General features: G+C 68.5%; 13 protein-coding genes. 9 read left to right on the forward strand and 4 right to left on the reverse strand.

Annotated elements, in window-relative coordinates:
• Positions 1–24 precede the first annotated feature (24 nt).
• Positions 25–879, forward strand: coding sequence for a bifunctional methylenetetrahydrofolate dehydrogenase/methenyltetrahydrofolate cyclohydrolase (locus B842_RS02405; RefSeq protein WP_040084990.1), 855 nt, complete (start codon positions 25–27; stop codon positions 877–879).
• Positions 872–1,192, forward strand: coding sequence for a DUF3017 domain-containing protein (locus B842_RS02410; RefSeq protein ID WP_040084991.1), 321 nt, complete (start codon positions 872–874; stop codon positions 1,190–1,192). Before B842_RS02405 ends, B842_RS02410 begins: the two co-directional genes overlap by 8 nt.
• 70 nt (positions 1,193–1,262) lie before the next feature.
• Here B842_RS02410 and metX read toward each other — a convergent pair whose 3' ends face one another.
• The 3 genes from metX to B842_RS02425 form a co-directional block, all read right to left on the reverse strand.
• Positions 1,263–2,357, reverse strand: a complete 1,095-nt coding sequence (metX, locus tag B842_RS02415; protein ID WP_245631332.1) for a homoserine O-acetyltransferase MetX — start codon at positions 2,355–2,357, stop codon at positions 1,263–1,265.
• A gap of 226 nt (positions 2,358–2,583) precedes the next feature.
• Positions 2,584–3,915, reverse strand: coding sequence for an O-acetylhomoserine/O-acetylserine sulfhydrylase (locus B842_RS02420; RefSeq protein ID WP_040084993.1), 1,332 nt, complete (start codon positions 3,913–3,915; stop codon positions 2,584–2,586).
• A 187-nt stretch (positions 3,916–4,102) separates the two neighbouring features.
• Entirely contained in the window at positions 4,103–6,319 is a 2,217-nt protein-coding gene (locus B842_RS02425; RefSeq protein WP_040084995.1) for an NADP-dependent isocitrate dehydrogenase, read from the reverse strand.
• 98 nt (positions 6,320–6,417) lie between these two features.
• Between B842_RS02425 and B842_RS02430 the strand changes: the two genes are divergently transcribed.
• From B842_RS02430 to B842_RS02455, 6 genes are all read left to right on the forward strand, one after another.
• Entirely contained in the window at positions 6,418–7,317 is a 900-nt protein-coding gene (locus B842_RS02430) for an exodeoxyribonuclease III (protein WP_040084997.1), read from the forward strand.
• 3 nt (positions 7,318–7,320) lie between these two features.
• The gene (locus tag B842_RS02435; protein ID WP_082028341.1) at positions 7,321–8,157 is read left to right on the forward strand and encodes a trimeric intracellular cation channel family protein; all 837 of its coding nucleotides are present in this window, start codon (positions 7,321–7,323) and stop codon (positions 8,155–8,157) included.
• Between the two features lie 60 nt (positions 8,158–8,217).
• Positions 8,218–8,406: a hypothetical protein gene (locus B842_RS02440; RefSeq protein ID WP_040084998.1), complete on the forward strand. Its 189-nt coding sequence runs from the start codon at positions 8,218–8,220 to the stop codon at positions 8,404–8,406.
• Positions 8,407–8,484: 78 nt separating this feature from the next.
• Positions 8,485–9,516, forward strand: coding sequence for a tryptophan--tRNA ligase (gene trpS, locus B842_RS02445; RefSeq protein WP_040084999.1), 1,032 nt, complete (start codon positions 8,485–8,487; stop codon positions 9,514–9,516).
• Positions 9,517–9,661: 145 nt separating this feature from the next.
• Positions 9,662–10,741, forward strand: a complete 1,080-nt coding sequence (locus B842_RS02450; protein WP_040085000.1) for a YhjD/YihY/BrkB family envelope integrity protein — start codon at positions 9,662–9,664, stop codon at positions 10,739–10,741.
• Between the two features lie 87 nt (positions 10,742–10,828).
• Positions 10,829–11,698 carry an RDD family protein gene (locus B842_RS02455; RefSeq protein WP_040085002.1) on the forward strand — a complete coding sequence of 290 codons (870 nt, stop codon included), beginning with the start codon at positions 10,829–10,831 and terminating at the stop codon, positions 11,696–11,698.
• Here B842_RS02455 and B842_RS02460 read toward each other — a convergent pair.
• The gene (locus tag B842_RS02460; RefSeq protein ID WP_052437689.1) at positions 11,640–12,857 is read right to left on the reverse strand and encodes a D-alanyl-D-alanine carboxypeptidase family protein; all 1,218 of its coding nucleotides are present in this window, start codon (positions 12,855–12,857) and stop codon (positions 11,640–11,642) included. The two genes, B842_RS02455 and B842_RS02460, sit on opposite strands and share 59 nt — an antisense overlap.
• A 38-nt stretch (positions 12,858–12,895) precedes the next feature.
• Between B842_RS02460 and B842_RS02465 the strand changes: the two genes are divergently transcribed.
• Positions 12,896–13,837 (forward strand): amidohydrolase family protein, encoded by a 942-nt coding sequence (locus B842_RS02465; protein ID WP_245631331.1) that lies wholly within the window; start codon positions 12,896–12,898, stop codon positions 13,835–13,837.
• Positions 13,838–13,853 lie beyond the last annotated feature (16 nt).

Genomic DNA, 13,853 nt, shown 5'->3' on the forward strand with positions numbered 1-13,853 from the left:
TCACAAGAGTCTAGGATGAGGGGCGTGACTGCGATCAAACTTGACGGACAACTCTACCGCGACGAGATCTTCGAGGACCTGGCGAAGCGCACCGCCGCCCTCAAGGAGAAGGGCATCGTCCCCGGCCTGGCGACGGTCCTGGTCGGCGACGACCCGGCCTCCCACTCCTACGTGAAGATGAAGCACCGCGACTGCGAGCAGATCGGCATCAACTCGATCCGTAAGGATCTGCCGGCGGATATCTCCCAGGAGGACCTGCTCGCCGTCATCGACGAGCTCAACAACGACCCGGCCTGCACCGGCTACATCGTGCAGCTGCCGCTGCCGAAGCACCTCGACGAGAACGCCGTGCTCGCCGCCATCGACCCGGACAAGGACGCCGACGGCCTCCACCCGGTCAACCTGGGCAAGCTCGTCCTCAACGAGCCGGCCCCGCTGCCGTGCACCCCGAACGGCTCCATCCACCTGCTGCGCCGCTTCGGCGTCGAGCTCGACGGCGCGAAGGTCGTCGTCATCGGCCGTGGCGTGACCGTCGGCCGCCCGATCGGCCTCATGCTCACCCGCCGCTCCGAGAACTCCACCGTCACCCTGTGCCACACCGGCACCAAGGACCTGGCGGCGGAGACGAAGAACGCGGACGTCATCATCGCCGCCGCCGGCGTGCCGCACATGCTCACCGCCGACATGGTCAAGCCGGGTGCCGCGGTCCTCGACGTCGGCGTCTCGCGTCTCGACGGCAAGCTCGCCGGCGACGTCCACCCCGACGTCTGGGAGGTCGCCGGCTACGCCTCCCCGAACCCGGGCGGCGTCGGCCCGCTGACCCGCGCCTTCCTCGTGGCCAACGTCGTCGAGAGGGCGGAACTGCTCGCAGGTGAGTAGACCCCTGGATAATCCCCACGACCTGGACGTGGCGCCCTCGCGGCTGCCCCGGTGGGTGCAGTGGGGATTCGTCGTGTGGTTCCTGCTCGGCGTGGTCGTGGCGAGCGTCTTCGCGCTCACCGAGCACTGGCGCCGCGCGACGTTCGTGCTCGGCGTCTCACTCATGTGGCTGGCCGTGGTGCGCTACGCGTGCGACTCCCGCATCGTCGGGGTGTTCGCCGTGCGCTCCCGGCGTTTCGACGCCGCCTTCTGCACCGTCCTCGGGGGGACGATGGCGTTCCTGGCGGCCTCGGTGGACGCGCTGGGCTCGTGACCCCGCGAAACGTGCCGCGAGGGGGCTCCCAACCGATGGCTGGGAGCCCCCTCGCGGCACGTTCGGGTTGCTAGATGAGGTAGCCGTCGTCCTCCTGGGCGTCCTCGTCCAGCACGCTGAGGACGAAGAAGCGCCGGAGGATGCGGTCCATCTGCCGGAACTCCGCCAGGAAGGCGTCGTGGCCGACAGGGGAGGAGATCCGGGCGATGCCCATCAGCTCACCGACGTTGCGGGAGAGGTGCTCCTGCTGGTGGTACGGGTACAGGATGTCCGTGTCGACGCCGACGATCATCGTCGGCACCGTGCAGGCCGCCAGCGCCTTGTTCAGGCCCCCGCGGCCCCGGCCGATGTTGTGCCGGTTGAGGGCCTCGGTGAGGGTGACGTAGCTGCCGGCGTCGAAACGCTCGACCAGCTTGCGGCCGTGGTACTGCAGGTAGCTCTCGACGGCGAAACGCTGGGCGGGGTCCCGGAAGGTGCCCAGCGGGTTCTCCCCGTCCTGGCGGGCGGCGCCGAAACGCTCGTCGAGCTCCTGCTCACCGCGGTAGGTGAGGTGGGCGATGCGGCGGGCGGCGGCGAGGCCGGCGTCGGGGGAGGCACCGGTGTCGTAGAAGTCGCCGCCCTGCCAGGCGGGGTCACGCTCGATGGCGGAGATCTGCGCGGACTGGATGCCGATCTGCCAGGCGCTGGCCCGGGCGGAGACGGCGATGACGCACACGGCGTTGACCTTGTCCGGGTACATCATCGCCCACTCGAGGGTGCGGGCACCGCCCATGGAACCGCCGAGGACGGCGTGGATGCGGGAGACGCCGAGGGCGTCGAGGAACTGCTTCTCCGCGGTGACCTGGTCGCGGATGGAGATCGCCGGGAAGCGGGATCCCCAGCGGCCGCCGTCGGGGTGTTCGGAGGCGGGGCCGGTCGAGCCCTGGCAGCCGCCGATGACGTTGGTGCACACGATGCACCACGCGTCGGTGTCGAGCGCCCGGCCGGGGCCGAGCAGGTCACACCACCAGTCGGCGACGTTGGTGTCGCCGGTGAGGGCGTGTTCGATGAGCACGAGGTTGTTCATCCCGTCCGGGTCTCCCCGGAACTCGCCCCAGCGGCGGTAGGCGATGGTGACGTCGTTGATGACGCCACCGGCCTCCGTGTGGAGATCACCGATGCGCACCTGCGCGAGTTCGCCCTGGGGGGCCAGGTTGAGGGTAGAGATGGAAACTCACCGTCCTAGTGGTCTGGTGGGGGTCCCGGGGGACAGTTTGTCGTCCTCGGTGCCTACATTCGGCACGGTCTCCTGAAAGGGTAGGTTTCCGCGCGTGACCACGCAAACAGAAGGGTCGCCGACATCCACGTCTCCCCAGGTGGGGGACGTGAATGTATGTGGACCAAGCTGTCTCTTAGACGGCGTTCAGGGCGTTCTCCAGGTCGGCGATGATGTCGGTGATCTTCTCGATGCCCACCGACAGGCGGATCGTCCGCTGCGTGACCTGCGCCCGCGCCAGGCCCTCGGCGTCGGACTGGGAGTGGGTCGTCGTCGCCGGGTGGACCACCAGGGAGCGGACGTCGCCGACGTTCGCCAGGTTGGAGTGCAGCCGCAGCGCGTCGATGAGGGTCCAGGCGTTGGCGCGGTCCTGCTCGTCGGAACCCGCCGGGGCGAGCTCGAACGTGAGCACCGAACCGGTGTAGGTCAGGCCGAGCCTCTCCTTCACCGCGCGGTAGGGGGAGTCCTCCGTGCCGGCGAAGTTCACCTTCGCCACCTTCGGGTGGTTGCGCAGGAACTCGACGACCTGCAGGGCGTTCTCGTTGTGCCGCTCGACGCGCAGGCTCAGGGTGTCCAGGCCCTGCAGCGTCACCCAGGCGTTGAAGGGGCTTATCGACGCCCCCGTGTCGCGCAGCAGACCCACCCGGGCCTTGAGGCCGAAGGCCGCGGCACCGAGGTCGGCGTAGCGCAGACCGTGGTACGCCGGGTCCGGGGTGACGAACTGCTCGTGGACCGGCTGGCCGTCGCGCTCGACGGTCCAGTCGAACTTGCCGCCGTCGACGAGGATGCCGCCCAGGGCGGAGCCGTTGCCGGTGTAGAACTTGGTGAGGGAGGCGACGACGACGTCGGCACCCAGCTCCAGCGGGCGGACCAGCGCGGCGGTGGCGATGGTGTTGTCCACGATGAGCGGCACACCGTTGCGGTGCGCGACCTCGGCGACGGCCGGGATGTCGAGGATGTCCGCGGCCGGGTTGCCGAAGGTCTCGCCGTAGAAGGCGCGGGTGTTCGGCCGGACGGCGGCCTGCCAGGACTCCGGGTCGGCCGGGTCCTCCACGAAGCCCACCTCGATGCCGAGGCGCTTGAGCGTCACCAGGAAGAGCGTCTCCGTGCCGCCGTAGAGGTGCGGGGAGGTGACGATGTGGTCGCCGGCGCCCGCCACGTTGAGGATCGCCGCCGTCTCCGCGGCCTGGCCCGACGCGAACGCCACCGCGTGGACGCCGCCCTCGAGCGAGGCGAGGCGGTTCTCCAGCACCTCCACGGTGGGGTTGGTCAGGCGCGAGTAGACGGGACCGAGGTCCTCGAGGGCGAAACGCTGCTTCGCGTGCTCGGCCGAGTTGAAGACGTAGGAGGTCGTCAGGTGGATCGGCTGGTTACGGGAACCGGTCGCGGGGTCCGGGTTCTGGCCGGCGTGGATGGAGCGGGTCTCGAAGTCCCACTGGTCTGCTGCGGAGTTGTCGTATCGGGTCATGGGAGAAGAGTACGGCGCACCGCTTTTCGACGTAAACCGAGCTGTCTGTCCAAACCCTGTCTCCGCAGTTCAGGGCGCATGAATAAAAATAAAGGGACGGTAGACCAAGTGGTTCGTCCGGGGCCCTGCCCAAAGGCGACGCCGCCCTGCCCCGGTGGCGGGGCAGGGCGGCGTCGGAAAGCGGGGGTTACTTCTTCAGACCGTCGATGATCTCGTTGAACTTCGCGGACGGACGCATCACGTCGGAGGTCTTCTCATCGGACGGGGCGTAGTAGCCGCCGAGGTCCACGGCGGAACCCTGGTTGTCGATGAGCTCCTGGTCGATGGTCGCGGCGTCGGCGGCCAGGGCCTCGGCGACCGGCTGGAAGGTCGCGGCCAGCTCGGCGTCGTCGGACTGTGCGGCCAGGGCCTCGGCCCAGTAGGACGCGAGGTAGAAGTGGGAGCCACGGTTGTCGATCTCGCCGACCTTGCGGGACGGGGACTTGCCCTCGGACAGGACCTTCTCGGTGGCCTTGTCCAGGGCGTCGGCCAGGACGGCGGCCTTCGCGTTGTCCTGGGTGCGGGCGACGTGGCGCAGGGACTCGGCCAGGGCGAGGAACTCACCGAGGGAGTCCCAGCGCAGGTGGTTCTCCTCGACGACCTGCTGGACGTGCTTCGGGGCGGAGCCACCGGCACCGGTCTCGAAGAGGCCGCCACCGGCCATCAGCGGCACGACGGAGAGCATCTTGGCGGAGGTGCCCAGCTCGAGGATCGGGAAGAGGTCGGTGTTGTAGTCACGCAGGACGTTACCGGTCACGGAGATGGTGTCCTCGCCGCGGCGGATGCGGTCGACGGACAGCTGGGTCGCCTCGACCGGGGAGAGGATGCGGATGTCCAGGCCCTCGGTGTCGTGGTCGGCCAGGTACTTCTCCACCAGGGTGGTGAGGTTGCGGTCGTGGGCGCGCTCCGGGTCCAGCCAGAAGACGGCCGGCATGCCGGAGATGCGGGCGCGGTCGACGGCCAGCTTGACCCAGTCCTGGATCGGGGCGTCCTTGGTCTGGCAGGCGCGCCAGATGTCGCCCTCGGAGACCTCGTGCTCGAGCAGGACGTCACCGGCGGAGTTGCGGACCTCGACCTTGCCGTCCGCGGCGATGCGGAAGGTCTTGTCGTGGGAGCCGTACTCCTCGGCCTTCTGGGCCATGAGGCCGACGTTCGGGACGGTGCCCATGGTGGTCGGGTCGAAGGCGCCGTTGGCCTTGCAGTCGTCGATGACGGTCTGGAAGACGCCGGCGTAGGAGGAGTCCGGGATGACGGCCAGGGTGTCCTGGGTCTTGTCGTCCTTGTTCCACATCTGGCCGGAGGTGCGGATCATGGCGGGCATGGAGGCGTCGACGATGACGTCGGACGGGACGTGCAGGTTGGTGATGCCCTTGTCGGAGTTCACCATCGCCAGGTCAGGGCCGTTCTCGAGGGCCTCGTCGAAGGCACGGCGGATCTCCTCGCCGTTCTCCAGTTCCTCGAGTCCGGAGAAGATGGCGCCGAGGCCGTTCTCGCCGTCGAGACCGGCGGCCAGCAGCTCCTCGCCGTACTTCTCGTAGACGTCGGCGAAGAAGGCGCGGACGACGTAGCCGAAGATGATCGGGTCGGAGACCTTCATCATGGTGGCCTTGAGGTGGACGGAGAACAGGATGCCCTCGTCCTGGGCGCGCTTGACCTGCTCGGCCAGGAACTCCTGCAGGGCGGCGGCGCGCATGACGGTGCCGTCGACGACCTCGCCCTCGAGGACCTTGAGGTCGTCGCGGAGCTTGGTCTCGGTGCCGTCGGTGGCGACGTGGACGAAGGAGAGGGTGTCCTCGGCCGGGAGGATGACGGACTGCTCGTTGTGACGGAAGTCGTCGGAGTCCATGGTGGCGACGTTGGTCTTGGAGTCGGCGGACCACTCACCCATGCGGTGCGGGTTCTTGCGGACGAAGTTCTTCACGGCCTCCGGGGCACGACGGTCGGAGTTGCCCTCACGGAGTACCGGGTTCACAGCGGAACCCTTTACTACGTCGTAGCGCTTGCGGGCGTCCTTCTCCTCGTCGGTCTCCGGGGAGTCGACGTAGTCGGGGAGGTCGTATCCCTGGTCCTGCAGCTCCTTGATGGCTGCCTTGAGCTGCGGGACGGACGCCGAGATGTTCGGGAGCTTGATGATGTTGGCTTCCGGGGTCTTGGCCAGGTCGCCGAGCTCGGTGAGGGCGTCAGCGACTCGCTGCTCCTCGGTGAGGCGGTCCGGGAACTGGGCCAGGATGCGGCCGGCCAGGGAGATGTCGCGGGTCTCGACATCGATACCCGCGGTGGCGGCGAAGGCCTCAACAACAGGCTTGAACGAATAGGTCGCGAGCAGCGGGGCCTCGTCGGTGCGGGTCCAGATGATCTTTGCCATGTAACTCCCTAACGCTTTCTTCAATCTCGGCAGTGTCAACGGCTAAGGATACCCGGCGGGGCAGGGGCCCTGCCACCAACGGCGATATGGTGGTTCCTATGAGTCTGACCATCACCTCCGTCAACGTCAATGGAATCCGCGCCGCCGTCAAGCAGCGCAACGAGGACAATCCGGGCATGCTGGCCTGGCTGGAGCAGTCCCCGGCTGACGTGGTGCTCCTGCAGGAGGTGCGCGCGACCGTCGAGGAGTCCGTCAAGGCGTTGCAGCCCGCCCTCGACGCGGGCTGGCACTACGTCGGCGCCCCGGCGGTCGCCCGGGGTCGGGCGGGGGTGGGCATCCTCTCCCGTGCCCCGCTTTCCGACGTCCGCGTGGGTCTCGGTTCCTTCCTCGATTCCGGCCGCTGGATCGAGGGCACGTACGAGGGCGTGCGGGTCGCCTCCCTCTACCTGCCCTCCGGTTCGGCGGGTTCGGAGAAACAGGACGAGAAGTACCGCTTTCTCGACGAGTTCGGCCCCTACCTCGACAGCCTGGCCGCGGAGTACGAGGACATGGTCATCGGCGGCGACTGGAACATCTGCCACCGCCGCGAGGACCTGAAGAACTGGAAGGGGAACATGCGCAAGTCCGGCTTCCTCGCTGATGAGCGGGCGTTCATGGACTCCGTGTTCGGCTGTTTCCCGGACGGGTCGCCGCAGGAGAAGCCCGGACTGGGGGAGTACTTCGGGGTGGTCGACTACGACGGGCGTACCATCCGGGGTACAGCCACCGAACCGCGGTGGTTCGACGTGGCCCGCCGCCTCCAGCCGGAGGGGGACGGACCCTACACCTGGTGGACCTACCGTGGGCAGGCGTTCAACAACAACGCCGGCTGGCGCATCGACTACCAGGCGGCGACGAAGAGCATGCTCGACCGAGCCGAGCGCAGCTGGGTCGACCGCGCACCCACCGTGGAGACCCGCTGGTCCGACCACTCCCCACTGAATGTGACCTACTCATAGATCATGGACGCTGTCGATACCGCACATCTGCTCGTCATCACCTTCGTCATCGGCATCACCGCCGAGGCCATTACCGCTGCCCTGGCCGCCGGTAAGCAGCGGATGGACCTCTTCGGTGTCGTGGCCCTGGCCGCGCTCACCGCTCTCGGCGGCGGCACCATCCGCGACATGGTGCTCGACACCTACCCCCTGACGTGGGTGGAGCAGCCGGTCTATCTCGTCATCGTGGTCGTCACCGCACTGGTGACGGTGTCCCTGTCCTTCCTCATGCACTACTTCCGGAAGGTGTTCCTGCTCGCCGACGCCGTCGGCCTCGCCACCTTCTCCGTCATCGGCACCCAGATGGCCCTGGAACTGGGTTACGGCTTCGTCATCGCGTGCGTGGCCTCGGTGGTCAACGGCGTGTCGGGCGGCATCCTGCGCGACCTGATGAGTGACCGGGTGCCGCTGGTGTTCTCCAAGGAGCTCTACGCGACGATCTCCATCATCGCGACGTCCATCTACATGGGCCTGCTGGCCATGGGGGTGGGGGAGAACTGGACGATCGTCATCACGCTCGTCGCGGCCTTCGTCATCCGCGTCATCGCCATGTACTTCGGACTCAGCCTGCCGGTGTTCGAGTACCAGACGGAGGGGGAGTCGAAGAACCCCCGCTCCTCCCTGCACTACCAGTCCACCCGCCGCAGCCTGCTGCGCTCCCGCAACCGCGTCTCCTTCGACACCTCCCGGTACTCCCTGCTCAGCAAGCTGCCGGGGCGCAAGGGCAAGGCCCAGAAGAAGCAGCGGTGGGTCCTCCCGGAGGATGATCCCGAGACCGATCTCGAGGACAACCCCAGTTAACTCCCCCGGGTGCTAAAGTCATTGCACGACTGTCGAACTTAAAGAGAAGTGGAATACAACATGAGCGCTCTCATCTACCTGGTCCTTGGTGCCGCCCTCCTCGCCGGTGGCGTGTTCTGGTACATGGCTGTCGGCTTCTCCGTGATGGCCGTTGTCGCTGCCCTGGTCATGGGCACCGGCGGTGCCCTCATCGTCTCGGGCATCGCCGTCCTGCTGGACAAGTACAGCCCGACCTCCCGCAAGCTCTAGGCGGATCCGGGCGGAAGGCGGCGTCGATAAGCAGGTCATCGACGCCGCCTTAAGCATTGCGGGCTACACTCAACAGCCATGAACGAGCAGAACCCGTCGACCGAATCCCGCCAGCGCGTACTCTCCGGCATCCAGCCGACCGCCGACTCCTACCACCTGGGCAACTACCTGGGTGCGCTGAAGCAGTGGATCGAGCTGCAGAACAACTACGACGCGTTCTACTTCATCCCCGACCTGCACGCGATCACCGTCGACCAGGACCCGGAGGAGCTGCGCCTGCGCACCGTCGCGGGTGCCGCCCAGCTCATCGCCCTGGGCATCGACCCGGCCAAGTCCACCCTGTTCGTCCAGTCGCATGTGCCGCAGCACGCGGAACTGACCTGGGTGCTCAACTGCCTCACCGGCTTCGGCGAGGCGTCGCGCATGACCCAGTTCAAGGACAAGTCCGCCAAGCAGGGCACCGACCGCGCCACCGTCGGACTGTTCACCTACCCGGTGCTCATGGCCGCGGACATCCTCCTGTACAAGCCGCAGTACGTGCCGGTCGGTGAGGACCAGCGCCAGCACCTCGAGCTGACCCGCACCCTCGCCGAGCGCTTCAACTCCCGCTACGGCGAGACCTTCGTCGTGCCCGAGGGCTTCATCCCGGAGGGCTCCGCCAAGATCCAGGACCTGCAGAACCCGACCGCGAAGATGTCCAAGTCCGCGGACAACCCCAAGGGCTGCATCAACCTTCTCGACGACCCGAAGACCTCCGCCAAGCGCATCCGCTCGGCCGTCACCGACAACGACGGGGTCATCGCCTTCGACAAGGAGAACAAGCCGGGCGTGTCCAACCTGCTGGTCATCCAGTCGGCCCTGACCGGCACCCCCGTCGACGACCTCGTCGCCGGCTACGAGGGCCAGGGCTACGGCGCCCTCAAGGTCGACACCGCGGACGCCCTGGAGGCGTTCACCACCCCGCTGAAGGCGCGTTTCGACGAGCTCATGGAGGACCGCGGCGAACTCGAGCGCATCCTCGCCGCCGGTGCGGAGCGGGCCCGCGAGGTCTCCGAGCCGCTGCTCCAGGACGTCTACGACAAGGTCGGTTTCCTGCGTCCGCTGCGCTGACCGGACGCTGACCGGACGCTGTACCGGCGCTGTACCGGCGCCGGTGTAACGGTTCAGCAGCAGCGGGTGCACGGCGCCGCGTTCTTACCTACCGTTGAAGTCATATCAACACACTGATAGATGCGACATTCAACGAGGAGTTCCCGTGGCCACCAGCACACACCCCGATGAGCGTTACACCGACGAGTTCGGCATTGAACGGGTCCGCGACGACGAGCCCGGTGCCGTCGACAAGGTGCGGGAGAAATCCGAGATGGTCGACCATCTCATGCGGATGCAGCAACGCTACTCGTCCATGGGCGGCAACCAGTACTCGGCGGGCATCACCTACTTCTCCGTGCTGGCGATCTTCCCGCTGCTCATGCTGGTGGTGGCGGGCATCGCCACCTTCCTGGCCAACAGGCCCGAGGTCCTCGGGCAGGTGCAGGACCAGATCTCCGGGGCCGTCGACGGCGAGGTGGGCGTGCTCATCAACGACATCCTCGAGACCGCCATCGACCAGCGTGGCGCTGTCGCCGGTATCGGTGCGCTGACCGCCCTGTGGTCGGGGCTCGGCTGGATGAACAACCTGCGTTACGGCGTGTCCAAGATGTGGAAGGTCGACCCGACGGCGGTGGGCAACTTCTTCAAGAACAAGTTCTCCGACTTCCTCGGCCTCCTCGGCCTGGGCCTGGCGCTGGTGCTGGCGTTCTCGGTCACCGCGATCGGCAGCTCGGGGCTCACGGAGTACGCGCTCGACTTCGTCGGGCTCGGGCATGTCCCGGGTATCCGGGTGGTCACGTTCCTCGTGGCCGTGGTCGTCGGTGTCCTGGCGAACTTCCTGGTCATGGCGTGGTTCGTGTTCTACCTGCCGCGCACGAAGGTGCCGCGCCGCTCCGGCGTGCAGGCCGCCCTCATCGGGGCGGTCGCCTTCGAGGTGATCAAGCAGCTGGGTTCGCTGTTCGCCTCCAACGCCCTGTCCAACCCGGCGGGTGCGACCTTCGGGCCGATCATCGGACTCATGGTCCTGCTCTACCTCGTGTGGCGTCTGGTCATGTACGTCTCCGCGTGGGCCGCGACCACCGAGGAGTCCATGCAGCTGGCGCAGATGCCGGCCCCGGAGCCGGCCGTCATCCGCGTCCGCCAGGAAATCCGGCGGGGGCCGGGCGCCGGCACCGCCGCCGGCCTGGGTGCTGCGGCGGCCGCCGTCGGCGCGGGCGTCATCGCGCTGCTCCGCCGGAAATAGGGGTCGGTATCAGGGCAACTCCTGATGTGGGATCGGGTCCCGTCTCCTAGTCTGGAGTCACAACAACCCGCAGCGAAGGTGACTGACATGACTTCCCCGATGCCGAATCTCTACGAGATCCTCTCCCTCGACCGCTCCGCCTCCTCCGAGCAGCTCGCCCGGGCGATCGCCGACCGCGACCTCGAGCTCGAGCAGCGGATGCTCCCCGACACCGACCCGCAGCGGCGTCAGCTGCACACGGCGTTCTCGGTCCTCGCGGACGAGCAGCGCCGCGCCACCTACGACGAGGCGCTGTCCTCCTCCCGGGCCCTGGAGTGGTCCGACCTGGAGTACCTGGGCAACTTCGGGTCCTTCCCGGACCCGGTGTTCCGACCCCAGCCCCAGTCGGCGCCCCCGCCGCAGTCGAACCCCTACAACTACCCGACCTACAGCCCGGAGGCCCCGGCCCCCGGCCCGGTGAGCAACCCCTTCGCCCAGCCCTACACGGCCCCTACGCCTGCCCCGTACGGGGGCCCGGCCCCGGTCCCGGACGTCCACGCGGACCGTCCCTCGGCGGGTCTGCGTCTGGGCATGGCGCTTCTCGACGGCCTGACGTTCTCCATGGTCTCCGGCCTCCTGCTGGTGGGCGCGAACTCCGAGAACGTCTTCTCCGGCATGCTGGTGGGACTGGTCGGCGTGGCCTGGTTCCTCGGCTTCGAGGTGCTCACGGGCGCCTCCCCGGTCAAGCACCTCTTCGGTTACCAGGTCCGCGACTCCGCCACCGGCGAGAAGCTGAGCTGGGAGCAGTCGCTGAAGCGTCAGTGGTGGCGGGCGGTCAGCGTCGTGCCGGTGATCGGCTGGCTGGCCAGCTTCATCGGCATGATCGCCATCGGCACCTCGATCAAGCCGCAGACCGGTTTCATCGGTTCCCACGACCGCTGGGCCGGCGCCGAGGTGGTCCGGAAGCCCGGACGCTGAGCACCGCCGTCACCAGCGCGAGCAGCACCACGGCAGTCACCGCGATGACCCCCGGTTCCTCCAGGAGCCGGGGGTCCTCCGGTTCCCGGACACCCGGCACCTCGACGGGGTCGGGCTCCGGCGCGGGGGTCGACTCAGGCGCCGTGTCCACGGGCTCCAGCAGGCCGACACCCGTGCCGGCGGTGGTGCGGAAGGCGGCGTCGAGAAGCAGCTGTGCCTGGCGCCAGGGGCGTGCCTTCTCGACGGTGGTGTCCAGCACCACCGCGAACAGCCGGCGTCCCCCGTGCTCCTTCGCGCCGACGAAGGTGTGGTTCGCGTCGTCGGTGTACCCGGTCTTGCCGCCGAGGCCCTCCGGGTCGTTGCGGAGCAGCCCGTTGTCGTTCCACACCTCGTAACCCTCCCGGTCGTCGTAGCCGGGGAAGGGGATGTGCCCGGTGCCCATGATGGCCAGCAGCTCCGGGTTCCGGTACGCGGCGCGGTAGACCAGGCCCATGTCGAAGGCGGAGGTGGACATGCCGGGGGCGTCGAGGCCGGAGTAGCTGGCGGCGACGGTGTCGGTGGTGCCGAGCTCCCGGGCCAGGTCGTTGATCCGGCGCAGCGTGACCTCGTCACCGCCGAGCTCCTGGGCGAGGGCGTGCGCGGCGTCGTTGCCGGAGGCGAGCAGCAGGCCGTGGAGCAGCTGGTCGACGGTGTACGTCCCTCCCGCGCCGATGCCCACCGCGGAGCCGATCTGGTCCGCCGACTCCCGGCCGACGACCACCTCGGTGGAACGGTCCAGCTCCTCCAGGACGACCATCGCCAGCAGCATCTTGATGATGCTCGCCGGACGGTAGCGTCCGTGCGGGTCCTTCGCGGCGATGATCTCACCGGAGTCGATGTCCGCGACCAGCCACGCACTGGCGTGGACCTCGTCGGGCACGGTGAGACCCGGCGGCGCGGACACCCCGCACGGCCCCCGGTGGACCACGGGCAGGGGAGTGGGTTCCGCGCCGGGCACGGGCACCTCGGAGGTGGTGCGCGGCTCCGGTGGGCGGACCGCGTGGGGGCAGTCGTCGGTGACCGGGGCGTGTTCGCGGGTGGGCGGGGCCTCCGCGGTGGAGGTGGGCGTCAGGGGCGTGCCCAGCGCCGCGACGAGCGCGAGGGAGGCGAGGATCTTCATGGCTGAGGCCATCGTAGGCCGCGGTTAGTATGGTCCCCATGAATGACATCTCGGCAGTAGTCGCCGACCTGCCCAAGGTCCTGCTCCACGACCACCTCGCCGGCGAACCGGCCCAGAACCCCGACGCCCTCGCCGCGCAGGTCCGCGGGCACCTCGAGCGCCTCGCGGCCGACCGGGTCGTCCACGTGGAGCTGCGCATCACCCCCGAGCTGCACACCGCCGACGGGCTCACCCTCCAGGAGGTCATCGACTGCGCGGTCGCCGGACTCGACGTCCCGCTTGTCGACGCCCGCCTCATCCCCACCGCCCTCCCCGACGGGGACGTCGCGGCCGTCGCGGAGCTGGCCGTGCGCAACCACGGCGAGCATGTCGCCGGTTTCGCCGCCACCGCCGGCACGGGGTCCCTGACCCGCCACTCCGACGCCTTCCGCCTGCTGCGGGAGAACTACGTGCCCTTCGTCGTGGACGCCGGCCTGGACGGTGGCCACGGTGGCATCGAGGAGATCGGCGAGGCCCTGCAGCTCGGGGCCGTGCGCCTGGGACACGCGGTGAACCTGGTCGACGACTTCCACATCGACACCGAGGGCTTCGAGGGGGTCCTGCCCGGCCGGGTCTCCGGCTGGGTGCGTGACCGTCACGTCACCGTCGACCTCTCGCCGACCCACGAGGTCGACGCCGGGGCCGTCCCGGACCTGGCCGAGCATCCGCTGACCCTGCTGCAGCAGCTCGGCTTCACGTGCACCGTCAACACGGGTGCGGGCGCGGGCACGCTGAGTGAGGAGTTCTCCCGCCTCGCCGAGGTCCACGGCTACGGGCTGGAGGAGTTCTTCGACCTGACCGTCAACGCCGTGAAGGGGGCCTTCCTCACCGAGGTCGAGCGCCAGGATCTGCTCGAGCGCATCATCCTGCCGGCCTACGAGGCGCAGGACCTCGAGGCCGGGCTCGACGAGTTCGGGGAGCACGGGGACTTCACCGGGTAATCGGTGGGGTGCCCCG

Origin of the sequence: Corynebacterium humireducens NBRC 106098 = DSM 45392 (genome assembly GCF_000819445.1) — a bacterium.
Classification (GTDB): Bacteria; Actinomycetota; Actinomycetes; order Mycobacteriales; family Mycobacteriaceae; genus Corynebacterium; species Corynebacterium humireducens.

Bases quoted from the DNA above. Each gene is read 5' to 3' on its own strand.
- B842_RS02460 (WP_052437689.1), bottom strand. From the start codon at position 12,857: ATGAAGATCCTCGCCTCCCTCGCGCTCGTCGCGGCGCTGGGCACGCCC.
- B842_RS02420 (WP_040084993.1), bottom strand. From the start codon at position 3,915: ATGACCCGATACGACAACTCCGCAGCAGACCAGTGGGACTTCGAGACC.
- B842_RS02430 (WP_040084997.1), top strand. From the start codon at position 6,418: ATGAGTCTGACCATCACCTCCGTCAACGTCAATGGAATCCGCGCCGCC.
- B842_RS02425 (WP_040084995.1), bottom strand. From the start codon at position 6,319: ATGGCAAAGATCATCTGGACCCGCACCGACGAGGCCCCGCTGCTCGCG.
- B842_RS02440 (WP_040084998.1), top strand. From the start codon at position 8,218: ATGAGCGCTCTCATCTACCTGGTCCTTGGTGCCGCCCTCCTCGCCGGT.
- B842_RS02465 (WP_245631331.1), top strand. From the start codon at position 12,896: ATGAATGACATCTCGGCAGTAGTCGCCGACCTGCCCAAGGTCCTGCTC.
- B842_RS02435 (WP_082028341.1), top strand. From the start codon at position 7,321: ATGGACGCTGTCGATACCGCACATCTGCTCGTCATCACCTTCGTCATC.
- trpS (WP_040084999.1), top strand. From the start codon at position 8,485: ATGAACGAGCAGAACCCGTCGACCGAATCCCGCCAGCGCGTACTCTCC.
- B842_RS02455 (WP_040085002.1), top strand. From the start codon at position 10,829: ATGACTTCCCCGATGCCGAATCTCTACGAGATCCTCTCCCTCGACCGC.